Raw genomic sequence first — 12,965 nt, forward strand, 5'->3', positions numbered from 1 at the left:
GATCTCGGGTGCCGGCGGCGATGATGTTCATCGCCATCTTCCGTAGTTCTATCGACGCCGGATCATCTCGGCGTAGTTCGAGCAAATCTCTTGCGTACATGCTCATCATGGTCCTTTCGATAAATATGAGGCTATGGTCAACAGTCCGGTCTTGATCATCGCGCCGCGTCCACACCATCTCCTTCAAAAATATGGTTACGACGGGAGCATTATTGGTGTGGATGTGCCCGAAAGTCGTGAGAAGACGGTAATGTCGCGGTGGAATTTTGGTGAGGACGGTACCATCGTTCGATGGAATCATTCGCCAGCCTTTGACGTGCGCACCTCTTCCGGGAACTGCTCGAAGCGCATCACGCGCTCGAGGGTGCCCGCTCGCCGCACCCCGACCAGCCCGCTGGCGGCAACCGAGGCGCTCTATGCCGGCGTATTGCTCGTCGAAATCCGGGATGCCAAGGCTGCCTTGCATCCGGATCCGGCTGCTGGCAACCGATGACTTTCAGACGCGTCGCGCTGCAACAGGGGCGCAGATTCCTTTGCGACAACCTGAAGATCAGTGCCCAGCTCGCCAGGGAGCTATGCAAGCGCGTCTCCGTAGCCGCGCATCAGCGCATCGGGAGATGCGCACGGGGAGATCCAGGCGCCTTGCAAGCACGCATTGAAACACCGCTTTAGGGTGTGCGCGCCGGTCTGATCGACCAGCGCGAATTGCATTGCAACCACCGCGACAGACGCGCTCCACGGCGAGATCGCCCTACAGCTCCTCTGCGTCCGCGAATGCCCGTGCGAACGGTATTCAGCAAAGCTATAATTCTGACAACCGACCGGCTGGAGGAGAGACCCGATGGACGACCTCCGAGTGGGGAACTGGGTGGTGACCCCGAGCCTCAACAGCATCTCTTCCCTGGGCAGGACCACTCGCCTCGAGCCCAAAGTAATGGAAGTCCTGGTGTGCCTGGCCCAGCACCCAGGAGACACGGTTTCCAAAGAGCAGCTTTTTCAAGCCGTGTGGCCCAGGACCGTGGTGACCGAGGATGTATTGAAGCGCTGCATCGCCGAGTTGCGTCGCGCCTTTGACGACGATGCCCGCGATCCACGCGTCATCGAGACGATCTCGAAACGAGGCTACCGGCTGGTCGCACCCGTAACCGCAGGCAGCGCCACGCCAGCCCCCACCGAGAGTGTGATAAACGATTCCATCGCGGTGCTGCCGTTCGTCAACATGAGCGCAGATCCGGAGCACGAATACTTTGCCGACGGAATCACTGAAGAAATCATCGACGCGTTAGCCCAGATCCGGGAGCTTCACGTCGTAGCGCGGAGCTCCGCCTTCTCGTTCAAGGGTAAACACATCGACCTGCGCATTGTCGGCGAGCAACTTAACGTCCGCACCGTTCTCGAGGGAAGTGTGCGCAGAGCTGGTAATCGGCTGCGTATCACGGCACAGCTCGTGTCTGCGGTAGACGGATATCATCTCTGGTCGGAGCACTATGACCGTGAGATGAAGGAAGTGTTCGCAATTCAGGAGGAGATTGCCCAGGCGATCGTGCAGCGCTTGAAGATCACGTTCCCGTGGGGTACGAAAACCCTGGTGTACCCTCGAACCCCGAATCTCGAGGCCTACGAGTCCTACCTGAAGGGTCACGCTCTGCTCTACAAGAGGGGGCCCGCTATTGCCCATGCCCTCGCCTGTTGCCAGCGGGCAGTGGATCTCGATCCAGACTATGCATTGGCGTGGGCCGGTCTTGCCGATTGCTACACAACCCTTTGCTGGTACGGGTTTGTAGATCCTCGGTCTTTCATGCCAAAGGGCATAGAGGCCGCTCGACACGCAGTGGCACTGGATTCATCGCTTGCCGAAGCACACTGCGCCCTGGCTCTCGCCGCCCTGATCGGGGCCTGGAACACGGCGGACGCCGAGCATGAGTTTCTTTGCGCACTACAGCTGAATCCGAAGTACATCCCGGCACTCTGCTGGTACGGAATTCTTTATCTCCAGTACTCGGAAGGGCGGCTGGTGGAGGGAATGGAGCAAGCAAGGTTAGCACTGACAGCGGACCCGCTATCGGCCTACGCGCACGCCATATACGCTCTGACTTGTATTGTCGCAGGCAAGACCGGGGAAGGTGTGGAGGTCAGCCGGCGCGCCGTCCAACTCGATCCCGAGAGCTGGCTTGCTAATGGAGTGCTGCAGGCGGCACTGCTGGTGAACGGTCAGTTCGAAACATCCGTCGCGGCGGGAGAAGCGACTTTGGCGATGTCCGGCCGGCACCCTTGGCCTATGGCCTGGCTTGTCGTGGCCCTCGCAGAATGGGACAAAGCCACTGAGGCCGACGCGGTTTACGCGGAAATGCAGGCCCGAGCGCGTCGTGAATATGTTACGCCGACGGTACTCGCTATCGCGGCTTGCGCGGTGGCGAGGGAGGATGAGGCGATTCGCTACGCCCGCGAAGTCTACGAAATCCGCGATCCCAATTACCTGCAATTATCCAGATACTTTCCCATGGCGTCCTGCTTGTATCGCTATCCGCGGTTTTGCGAAATCATCGCACAGATGGGGCGCAGCGAATGGTTGCAAGATCGACCGCCACTGACGCCTAGCCAGGAGCCACGTGCACAGGAATGAATTTAGGCTGCGCATGGCTGCCTGCACCACTACAGCAGATGTCATCTCCACGGACAAGCCGAATGTATTTGCCGTCTCTGCCAGTACGCGAGGCGCTCGGCTGTCGGGGCTGGTCCTGACCACCTTCTCGTTGACCAACGATTAGAGTGGCTCCTTCAGGCCATCGGGCCGTCGAAGTCAAGCTATTTCTCACAAACGACGGCCGACATGACAAGCGGCATGACCTCTCTCACTGTCGCCGGGCTTCCGGCTTCACTGATGCGATTGTTGACCGTATCTTTCCCGGCCATCACGACGACCCCATAGACCTGGTGGGGCACTTCAGCTCCGCCTCGCCTCTGAATGAACATGTCGTCGTTATGGGCGTAGCCAAAAACGGCCCGCACCCTGAATCCAAAAGCGGTGAAGTTCTGATTCGGTTTCACCCGATACACGTTGACCGCATTGTCCGACACTTTCATCGGTCGCGGATCGATCTCCTTTCCTTCGACCAACTGTTCAATGAATGTGTGCGGACCAGCACGGCAATCGAAGTTTGCACCGATCTCGTGTGCGTGTATTACCCTCGATACGATGGTTGTTCCGATGGCTGCGCATCGAATGAAATGAGAGACTTTCACGGATACCTACCTTTGGAAAATCGGTTCAACTATTCAGTAATCCCATCGTCGCACGATCGCATTTGCGCCGCGAGATCCGCTCACGCGGCTCTTCTCGGACGTGGCGGGATAATCGCCTGCAGCCGACACTGCGCGCTGCCTCACTGCTAGCTATCTCTTGACTCTCCTGATCGTTCATTTTCAAAAGGAAGATTAACCGTTAGCCGGTACGCGTTTCAATTGCACTATGGTATAGCCCAAGTTCACACTTCCGCAGCGGCGGAGCCAACGTCTTGTCAGACAAAATCAGAGCGCCAATATAGCCTTCTCGCTACGGCCGGTGAGTCAGTCGCCGGAGGTCGCGCGTCCACTGATATTCTCGGGATGCCAAGTTGAATAGCCCAAACGCATCCACAGATATCATCGCAGATGCGTTCGCCCGAGCAGGGCGTTCGGCGGGACTAAACACCGCATCACCGCGACGGATTGCAAGTTGCGACAAAACGCACACACCGGGGGTCCTCGCAAAACGACAGCGCCAGCGCTGCTCGCCATAGTGGCATCGCCCTGGCTCCACCCACCGGATAATGAGAGTATCTTCAAACTGTTCAAGAACTTCAATCTGGACACGCGCTACTTCTACTTCAGAGCACTCTCTCGTCATCATTAGCTACTCCTGAAATCGGCCCGTTTCAATCATCCGCGTATCCACGTGTTTGGTAAGCGTCAATCTGAGGCCGTCTTGACGATCAGAACTTGACCTCTGAGAGCCGCTGATTCGTGAGCACGAGATCGAAGGCGGCGGGATCGAAGTTGCCGCCACACCACTCGAGGAAGTGGTCGTGCTCCTCGTGCGTCGGATCGGTGATCGCTTCGAGGAAGTCGGCATATCCTGGCACTCCACCGACATCTTCCGGTGGACACGCATTCTGCCCGTCCAGGCACAGCGGCCGGCGCATGTCTGGATCAGGCATCAGCGCCTTCTCGACCTTGATCCGATGCTGCCAGTTGTCACCGTAGTCGTAGATGTAGGTGAATGACTTCAGCCCGCCCAGCGCCTTCGCCAGCGTGACCCGTGCTTCATTGAGCATCGGTGGATCGCTCTGGAATCCGAAGTCATCAGGTTCACCATAGTTGGTTTCGCCGAAGACGAACTCGTGCAGGTGCCCGCCCTCCCAGCCCATGGCTAGTTGCAGCACGACATGCAGCTTGCCCAGCCGGATCGAGCCGGGAACGATGATTCGTCGCCAGATCGCCGGCTTGATGTACTTCAGCTCAACGCGCAGTACGTAGTCGGGCACTGGCGCCTTGACCGAGCGCACGGCAGGTTTGCGGGGTTGGACCATCGGATTGATTGTCAGGCGGCTTGCTGCTCGATGTATGCAGCCGGCTTCAGGCGCCACGGCAGCAACTCGTCGATGCGGTTGATGGGATGATCGGCGATGCGCTCAAACACCGTGCGCAGGTAGGCAAACGGCTCGATGCCGTTCAGGCGTGCCGTACCGATCAGGCTATAGATCACCGCCGCGCTTTGGCCACCGCCGTCGGAGCCAGCGAACAGATAGTTGCGCCTGCCGAGAACCAGCGGCCTGATCGCGCGCTCCGCCGTATTGTTGTCCACCTCGACGCGCCCGTCTTCGCAATAGCGTGTGAGCGCATGCCAGTGCCCCAGCGAGTACTTAATCGCCTTCGCCAGCCCCGACTTCGCCGATACCTGTGACAGCGTGTGTTCGTACCAGGCCTTCAGATCAGCGAGCAATGGGGCCGAGCGCAGCTGACGCGCAGACAGGCGCACGTCCGGCGTCTGGCCTCGAACCTCGCGTTCAACGGCATACAGCGCCCCAATTCGGCGCAGTGCTTCCTCGGCAATTGGTGAGCTGTCCAGCTTGTACAGGTCATAGAACTTGCGCCGCGCATGCGCCCAGCACCCGGCCTCGATGACCGTGCCGTCACGATACAGCGCGTCGTACCCGCTGAAGGCATCTGCCTGCAGGATTCCCGTGTAGCCCGCCAGATGTTCCCGAGGTCGCTCACCTTTGCGGTCGGGTGAGTACCTGTACCAGACGGCTGGTGGCGCGTGGCTTCCTGCCGGGCGGTCATCGCGCACATAGGTCCACAGGCGCGCCGTGCGTGTCTTGCCACGCCCCGGCTCCAGCACCGGCACGGGCGTGTCGTCGGTATGGATCTTGTCTGCGGCGCGCACGTAACCACCGAGTGCGTCGGACAGGGGTTGCAGCAGGGCAGCCGCTTCACGCACCCACGAAGCCAGTGTTGCCCGGTCCAGTTCGATGCCCGCACGGCGATAGATGCCGGCCTGCCGATATAGCGGCATATGGTCAGCGTACTTCGCGACGACGACCTGTGCGAGCAGCCCCGCACCCGCCATCGAGCGTGCTATCGGCCGCGAAGGTGCCGGCTCCTGTACTACTGCGGCACAGCGCGGGCAGCTCAGCTTCGGACGTACGTGACGCAGTACCTTGAAGTAGCCGGGCACATAGTCGAGCACCTCCGAGACGTCTTCGCCCAGCGCACGCATCTGTTTGCCGCATTCCGGGCATCCGCAGTTTGACGGCGCATGCACAACTGTTTCGCGAGGAAGATGGGCAGGGGAAGTGCCGTGACTTGCGGCGCAGTGGGACAAGGTTCGTAGTGGCCGACGTATCCGCAGTCGCGTCGGCATCAGGCGCCTTCGCCGGTGCGGCCATATCTGGTTCATGAACAGGCAGCTCACCGAGCGCGAGCTGCAGCTGGTCCATCAGTTCTGTCATGCGCTCAGATGAGCGGCCATACTGCCATCGCTTCAGTCGCGAGATCTCGGCCAGCAACTGCGCGATGGTCTCGTCGCGCGAGGCAACGATGCGCTTCAGAGCGGCGATGTCATCGGGCAGATGGCTGGCTGGCATGCATGACAGTGTAAATGAAGGCCACGCGCCTGTGGGCTCCCGCACCCTGCCTTATGCCGCGTGCGTCGGCTGCCACGTCCGCTCGGGATGCCGCCAGTCAATCCCTTCGAGCAGCATCGACAGTTGGGCGGCTGACAGATGGACTGTTCCCGAGTCCGCCTGCGGCCACACGAAGCGTCCACGCTCGAGTCGTTTCGCGTACAGGTTCATGCCGTCGCCGCTCCACCATAAAATCTTGATGAGGTCACCACGACGCCCGCGAAACAGGAAGATGTGCCCCGAGAACGGATCACGACCGAGTGCTGACTGCACCAGCGCGGCAAGTCCATCCATGCCACGGCGCATATCGGTAACGCCCGCTGCCAGCCATACGCGGGTACCGCCTGGCGGCGCAATCATGCTGGCATCAGGCAGCGCAGCACGAGGCGCAACTGCACGGGGTCGACCATGCCCGTGACGCGTACACGGGCACCGTTCAGTTCGATCTCGATGCCCGACGCCGCCGGTACGCTCTCGCGATGTGGCTCGACAGGCTCTAGAGCGAGCGACGCCGGTTCTGCGGTCTCGCCGGTCGGTGCATCGGGTAACGCTACGGGCAGCAACACCGCTGTGCTGGGCGCCACCCCTTCAAACAGGCCCGCCCGCAGTTGCCGGCGCCACTTGAACACCATATTCGGATTCAGTCCGTGCGCCTGCGCGAGCTTGGCCACCGAAATACCCGGCTCGCACGCCGCGACGGCAACTTGCCGTCGGTACTCTGGTGTGTAATTCGGTCGGCCCTTGCGGTTCGATGATCGCGCATTCCGTGTGTCCAAAGTAGTCCCCATCACTTGAAGTAACGGGCATCACTTTGGACACCGGCATCAGCTCTGTCCATGCGGCCACGGAATGACGCTTACCGTGTTTGAGACACTTCATCCAATTCACCCTGAACGGCGAATCATGTGTTCGATGCCGTGAGTGAACAGCGCGACATGACAGCAACTCTAGGATGCAAGCGGTGTGGCGGTCCACTGCACAATGGCTTACCTACATCTATGTGTCGATGGGAAGTAGCGTCATGTCATAGCTAACCCAAAGTGTATTTGCGTCTTCGCGTGGCCTACTCTAGATTGGCTCGTAGGCGGAAAGCCTTCTTGTGGATTTCAGGAAAGCGGCTGACCTGCGCAACCCGAGGGACTAATTTTCTTTAAAGCCATTGACGCGGCGGCGTTGAGTGTCTCCCCGCTTGGTGGCCTGGATCTCCTCGGCCAGCTCGTCATGCACATACCACCGAGATTCGTGGGCAACCGGGTGCCGCAATGGGCATCGTCTCCGTTGCTTCCGGACCTACGGATCGGGTTCGAGGTCGTGCTCATCGGCGCACCGCTGATTGTGACCGCGATCTAACCCTCGTTGCTATCGCTCCCTGAGAACCGGAGCAATCAGTGGTCTGCTTCACCAATTGGTGAACTTGAACATCGAGCGTTTACACCATCGGAGAATGGTGTGTCTTGAAATCTCCGATTATCCTTTTGTCTAAGACGTCCTAAATGAATGAGGAAAAGAACAGAAGAGTTTACGAATTGAACACTTCCGAGCGTCTCAGGCAAGGCAGGCGCCTGTTGTTAATACTCGTTCCAGGTGTGAGGACGCATGCGGCAGCGAACGCAACATGCATCCACGCGCACGATGCAGCGCCACGCGTTGAGCATTTCACGCAGTTTATATGAGCCAGTCTCCGCTTGCCGTCTCAGTCGAAACAGGCCGCGCAGTTTTGATACGGATTTCAACTATGTCAGACTCTCCTCTCACGTCACGCCGCGGCTTCCTGCGCACGGCGGCAGTACTCGTTCCTGCAGGAGCACTTGCCGGCTGCGAACGCGGCTCGCGAGCTTCCCCCGGTACTGCGCAGCAAGGCGGCCAGCCTTCCGAGTCCGCGGGTGTGGCGCATCAAGTCCACGGAGACTACAAGCCGCGCTTTTTCGACGCCCGTGAGTGGGCGTTCCTGCAAGCGGCCGTGGACCGCATGATTCCCGCGGATTCCGAAGGCCCTGGCGCGCTAGCGGCCGGCGTGCCCGAATTCATCGATCGGCAGATGGACACGCCCTACGCGCACGGCGCGCTCTGGTACATGCAGGGGCCGTTTCAGCAAGGCGTGCCCGAACTCGGCTATCAGTTGAAGCTCGTGCCGCGCGACATCTACCGGCTCGCCATCAAGGCCGTGAACGCGTACTGCTCGAAGGCCTACGGCAAGGACTTCGACGCGCTCGACGCCAATACGCGCGACAGCGTGCTGACGGCGCTCGAAGCGGGCAAGGTCGACATGGACGGCGTGCCCGCCTCCGTGTTCTTCGGCCAGTTGCTGCAGAACACGCGCGAAGGCTACTTCTGCGACCCGATCCACGGCGGCAACCGCGACATGGCCGCGTGGAAGATGATCGGCTTCCCCGGCGCGCGCGCCGACTTCATGGATTTCGTGAACCAGAACGGCAAGCCCTATCCGTACGGCCCGGTTTCGATCAACGGGGAGCGTGCGTAAATGACCCAGAAGAAACCGCATGTCGATGCCGTGGTGGTCGGCTTCGGCTGGACCGGCGCGATCCTCGCAAAGGAACTGACCGAGGCGGGCCTGAAGGTGGTGGCGCTGGAGCGCGGCGAGTACCGCGACACCTACCCGGACGGCGCATACCCCAACACAATCGACGAGCTCACGCACAACGTCCGCAAGAAGCTCTTCCTGGATCTTTCAAAGACCACGGTCTCGATCCGCCACGGCGTGAACGACACGGCGCTGCCCTACCGCCAGCTTGCGGCGTTCCTGCCCGGCGAAGGCGTGGGCGGCGCGGGCCTGCACTGGTCAGGCGTGCATTTCCGCATCACGCCGGAAGAGCTGCGCATGAAGAGCCACTATGAGGAGCGCTACGGCAAGAAGTTTATCCCCGCAGGCATGACGATCCAGGACTACGGCGTGAGCTACGACGAACTGGAACCGCACTTCGACTTCGCCGAGAAGGTGTTCGGCACCTCGGGCCAGGCGTACAAGGTGCAGGGCAACGTGGTCGGCGACGGCAATGTGTTCGAGGCGGCGCGCAGCGACAACTTTCCGTTGCCCGCGCAATTGAACACGTATTCCGCGCAGCGCTTTTACGACGCAGCGAAAGCGCTCGGCCTGCATCCCTACCGACTACCCTCGGCCAACACCTCGGGCCCGTACACCAACCCCTATGGCGTGCAGATGGGCCCATGCAACTTCTGTGGCTACTGCAGCGGCTACGCGTGCTACATGTACTCAAAGGCCTCGCCGAACCTCAACATCCTGCCCGCGCTCAAGCAGGAGAAGCATTTCGAGCTCCGCTCAAAGTGCCACGTGCTGCGCGTCGAGCTCGACGACACGAAAAAACACGCCACGGGCGTCACTTACGTCGATCCCGCGGGCCAGGAAGTGTTCCAGCCCGCCGATCTCGTGATCGTCGCCGCGTTCCAGTATCACAACGTGCACCTCTTGCTGCTCTCGGGCATCGGCAAGCCCTATGACCCGATTTCGGGCGAAGGCGTGGTGGGCCGCAACTTCGCATACCAGAACCTCTCGACCATCACGGCTTTCTTCGACAAGGACACGTGGACGAATCCGTTCATCGGCGCGGGCGGCAACGGCGTGGCCGTGGACGACTTCAACGCCGACAACTTCGACCACGGGCCGCTTGGCTTCGTCGGCGGCTCGCCGCTCTGGGTGAACCAGGCGGGCGTGAAGCCGATCAGCGGCATCGCCACACCCCCGGGCACGCCGAACTGGGGCGCCGGGTGGAAGAAGGCCGTGAAGGACCACTATGCGCACACCATTTCGATGGACGCGCACGGCTCCAATATGTCGTACCGCGACGTGTACCTCGACCTCGATCCGACCTATCGCGACTCGTACGGTCAACCGCTCTTGCGCATGACCTTCGACTGGAAGGACAACGACATCAAGATGGCGCGGTACGTGACGGGCCAGATGCAGAAGATCGCCGAGGCGATGGGCCCAAAGGCCATCAACGTCTACACGCGCGAATTCGGCGCGCACTTCGACTCGCGCCGCTACCAGACCACTCATCTCGTGGGCGGCGCCGTGATGGGCACCGATCCGAAGACGAGCGTCATCAATCGCTATCTGCAATGCTGGGACGTGCCCAATGTGTTCGTGATGGGCGCATCCGCGTTCCCGCAGGGGATCGGCTACAACCCCACCGGCCTCGTCGCCGCTCTCGCCTACTGGTCCGCGAAAGCGATTCGCAGCCAGTATCTGAAGAACCCCGGCCCTCTGGTGAGCGTATGAGAAGCCCATGACGATCATGAAGAAAAACCTGGTCCCCATGCGATTCGCTCGTAAAAGCGCACGCGGCGCACTGCGCCGCCTGAACCCCGTTTCGAAGGCGGCGATCACGCTCGCCGCCTGTGCTGTGTTATCCATGGCGTTTGCGCTGCTCACGGCCCGTGCCGCCAACGCCACTGCCAAGCCCGCAGACCCCGACCTCGTCGCGCACGGCGAGTACCTCGCTCGCGCTGGCGACTGTATCGCTTGCCATACCGCCCAGGGCGGCAAGCCCTTCGCGGGCGGACTGAAGTTCGATACGCCCATCGGCGCGATCTACTCCACGAACATTACGCCCGACGCCGGGAGCGGCATCGGAAAATGGAGCTACGACGATTTCGCGAAAGCCGTGCGCCAGGGCGTGCGCCCGAACGGCGAAACGCTCTACCCGGCGATGCCCTACCCGTCGTACGCGCGCCTTTCCGACGACGACACGAGGGCGCTCTACGCGTACTTCATGCAGGGCGTCGCGCCCGTACACGCACAGAACCGCGCCGCGGAAATCCGTTGGCCGCTCTCGATGCGCTGGCCGCTTTCGATCTGGCGCACGCTATTTGCGCCCAAGGTGCAGGTGTTCGACGGCTCGCACTATAGCGACACGGTCGTCGCGCGCGGCGCATATCTCGTGCAGGGCCTGGGCCATTGCGGCGCGTGCCACACACCGCGGGCGCGCACGATGCAGGAACTCGCGCTCACCGACCTCGAAGGCGACGACTTCCTCGCGGGCGGCGCACCGATCGACGGCTGGGTGCCGTCGAACCTGCGCGGCAACGCGCGCACGGGCATCGGCGCGTGGTCCGAGGACGACATCGTGCAGTTCCTCAAATCGGGCCGCAATCTGCACACGGCCGCTTTCGGCGGCATGACCGACGTGGTTCAGCACAGCATGCAGCACATGACCGATGCGGACCTGCTCGCGATGGCTCGGTACCTCAAGACACTGCCCTCGAACGACCCGAAGGAAACGCCCTACGCCTATAACGCCATCGCCGCGAACGCGCTGCAAAGCGGCGACGCGAGCGCACGCGGCGCAGCCGTCTATCGCGACAACTGCATGGCCTGCCACCGCAGCGACGGGCGCGGCTACACGCGCGTGTTTCCGGCGCTCGGCGGCAATCCGGTGGTGCAGGGCAAAGACCCCACATCGTTGATTCATGTACTGCTCAGCGGCAACACGCTCGAAGGCACGAAATCGGCGCCCTCGCCGTTCACGATGCCGGCGTTCGGCTGGCGCCTGTCCGATCAGGACGTAGCCGATGTGGCCACCTTCGTGCGCTTCAACTGGGGCAACACCGGCGCGCCGGTCATCGCCGACGACGTCGCCAAGGTCCGCAAGATGGTGGCCGTCAACGCGCCCGAACTGCCGCCGGGCGCCTCGTTCAAGCACTAACGCTAACGCCAATGCAGTAACTCGCTGGCGCTTTCAGTCGCGTTTTCTTCCAGCACCCGTCGCTGGCCGGCTGGGCCGTTCCACTCGTGTAACGGTCCATTGTTAATGGTCGTGATAGCACATGATCAAAAAGCTTCTGATTTCTGCACCGATTCTCTTGTCGCTAGCGGAAACAGCGGCGGCGCAAAGCGCCGTCGCGCTTTACGTCGATGCGGGTATTACCTACCGCAGCAACGAACGCACCAGCAACACCGGCGCGAGCCAATGCCACTGTTAGCGGACTTTGCTTGCCGCTGCGATGATCGCGTCGGCAACCGCCTTCGGCTGACTCAACATCGGGACGTGACTCGAGTTGACATGCGTCGTCGTTGCGCCGATCTGTTTGGCCATCGCTTCCTCGGCGTGCGGATCGATCATCCGATCCTGGTTGGCGACCAGGTACCATGACGGCTTCGTGTGCCACGCTGCGGTGCCCACCTTGTCGTCCAGGGCGCCCGCGAACCAGGGGCCCTGGGTCGCGGCGAGGATGCGCGCTTGCGCCGGCGGCAGGTCCTGGGCGAAATCGTTCACCACGCCTTTGGTGGACAACGTCAGGAAATTCGCGGAGTCTTTCTTGAACTCGCCCGCCCCGGGCGTCGCCGGCTTGCCTTTGAACAAGTCGTTGACCGATTCGCCGCTATCCGGGACGAGAGCGGCGACGTACACGAGTGCCTTGACCTTGTCGTCGTTGCCGGCCTGGGTGATTACGGCGCCGCCCCACGAATGGCCGACGAGCACGACCGGACCGGTTTGCTGGTCGATTGCGCGCTGGGTGGCTGCCGTGTCATCCGCAAGCGAGCTGAGCGGGTTCTGAACCGCAACCACGTGAAGACCGCGCGCTTCGAGCAACGGGATCACCTTGTCCCAACTCGATCCGTCGGCGAAAGCGCCGTGCACCAGGACGATATTCGTTCCTTTCAGATCCTGCGGCGGGGCGGCAAGGGCGGCGTTCAGCGAAAATGCGCTCCCGATCAATAGCGCCGAAGCGAGATATCTCTTCAACTGATGGTTCATGATGGGCGTTTCCTCAAGGGTGTAGAGTGAGCCACCAGTATCGCGAGCAGCCTGTCCGGACGGT

The 12,965-nt window shown here is 61.4% G+C and carries 12 protein-coding genes and 1 pseudogene; 6 read left to right on the forward strand and 7 right to left on the reverse strand.

What is annotated here, in order from left to right; all coding sequences use genetic code 11:
* Positions 1-133: 133 nt before the first annotated feature.
* Both G5S42_RS08095 and G5S42_RS08100 read left to right on the forward strand, forming a co-directional pair.
* Entirely contained in the window at positions 134-493 is a 360-nt protein-coding gene (locus G5S42_RS08095; protein ID WP_176106293.1) for a hypothetical protein, read from the forward strand.
* Between the two features lie 348 nt (positions 494-841).
* Positions 842-2,623 carry a winged helix-turn-helix domain-containing protein gene (locus G5S42_RS08100; RefSeq protein ID WP_176106294.1) on the forward strand — a complete coding sequence of 594 codons (1,782 nt, stop codon included), beginning with the start codon at positions 842-844 and terminating at the stop codon, positions 2,621-2,623.
* Between the two features lie 182 nt (positions 2,624-2,805).
* Here the strand turns inward: G5S42_RS08100 and G5S42_RS08105 are convergent, their stop codons facing one another.
* The 6 genes and pseudogenes from G5S42_RS08105 to tnpA all read right to left on the reverse strand — a co-directional run bounded on the left by G5S42_RS08105 (position 2,806) and on the right by tnpA (position 6,952).
* The gene (locus tag G5S42_RS08105; protein ID WP_312883540.1) at positions 2,806-3,243 is read right to left on the reverse strand and encodes a hypothetical protein; all 438 of its coding nucleotides are present in this window, start codon (positions 3,241-3,243) and stop codon (positions 2,806-2,808) included.
* A gap of 310 nt (positions 3,244-3,553) precedes the next feature.
* Entirely contained in the window at positions 3,554-3,889 is a 336-nt protein-coding gene (locus tag G5S42_RS08110) for a DUF3331 domain-containing protein (RefSeq protein ID WP_176106295.1), read from the reverse strand.
* Between the two features lie 82 nt (positions 3,890-3,971).
* Positions 3,972-4,568: a plasmid pRiA4b ORF-3 family protein gene (locus tag G5S42_RS08115; RefSeq protein WP_176110426.1), complete on the reverse strand. Its 597-nt coding sequence runs from the start codon at positions 4,566-4,568 to the stop codon at positions 3,972-3,974.
* An 11-nt stretch (positions 4,569-4,579) separates the two neighbouring features.
* Positions 4,580-6,125 (reverse strand): annotated as a pseudogene (gene tnpC, locus G5S42_RS08120) (IS66 family transposase).
* A 51-nt stretch (positions 6,126-6,176) separates the two neighbouring features.
* The gene (gene tnpB / locus G5S42_RS08125; RefSeq protein WP_074295443.1) at positions 6,177-6,524 is read right to left on the reverse strand and encodes an IS66 family insertion sequence element accessory protein TnpB; all 348 of its coding nucleotides are present in this window, start codon (positions 6,522-6,524) and stop codon (positions 6,177-6,179) included.
* Positions 6,521-6,952 (reverse strand): IS66-like element accessory protein TnpA, encoded by a 432-nt coding sequence (gene tnpA / locus G5S42_RS08130; RefSeq protein ID WP_217709861.1) that lies wholly within the window; start codon positions 6,950-6,952, stop codon positions 6,521-6,523. The genes tnpB and tnpA overlap by 4 nt, the downstream gene beginning before the upstream one ends.
* Positions 6,953-7,890: 938 nt before the next feature.
* Between tnpA and G5S42_RS08135 the strand changes: the two genes are divergently transcribed.
* The 4 genes from G5S42_RS08135 (at position 7,891) to G5S42_RS08150 (ending at position 12,125) form a co-directional block, all read left to right on the forward strand.
* On the forward strand, positions 7,891-8,646 hold the full coding sequence (locus G5S42_RS08135; RefSeq protein ID WP_176110428.1) for a gluconate 2-dehydrogenase subunit 3 family protein: 756 nt from the start codon (positions 7,891-7,893) through the stop codon (positions 8,644-8,646).
* Positions 8,647-10,422 (forward strand): GMC family oxidoreductase, encoded by a 1,776-nt coding sequence (locus G5S42_RS08140; protein WP_176106297.1) that lies wholly within the window; start codon positions 8,647-8,649, stop codon positions 10,420-10,422.
* Between the two features lie 16 nt (positions 10,423-10,438).
* Positions 10,439-11,848 carry a c-type cytochrome gene (locus tag G5S42_RS08145; RefSeq protein WP_376776944.1) on the forward strand — a complete coding sequence of 470 codons (1,410 nt, stop codon included), beginning with the start codon at positions 10,439-10,441 and terminating at the stop codon, positions 11,846-11,848.
* A 121-nt stretch (positions 11,849-11,969) separates the two neighbouring features.
* Positions 11,970-12,125, forward strand: coding sequence for a hypothetical protein (locus G5S42_RS08150; RefSeq protein ID WP_376776867.1), 156 nt, complete (start codon positions 11,970-11,972; stop codon positions 12,123-12,125).
* On the opposite strand, the gene G5S42_RS08155 is transcribed toward G5S42_RS08150, so the two are convergent.
* Positions 12,122-12,901 carry an alpha/beta fold hydrolase gene (locus tag G5S42_RS08155; RefSeq protein ID WP_176106299.1) on the reverse strand — a complete coding sequence of 260 codons (780 nt, stop codon included), beginning with the start codon at positions 12,899-12,901 and terminating at the stop codon, positions 12,122-12,124. The two genes, G5S42_RS08150 and G5S42_RS08155, sit on opposite strands and share 4 nt — an antisense overlap.
* Positions 12,902-12,965 lie beyond the last annotated feature (64 nt).

The organism is Paraburkholderia youngii, assembly GCF_013366925.1.
Classification (GTDB): Bacteria; Pseudomonadota; Gammaproteobacteria; order Burkholderiales; family Burkholderiaceae; genus Paraburkholderia; species Paraburkholderia youngii.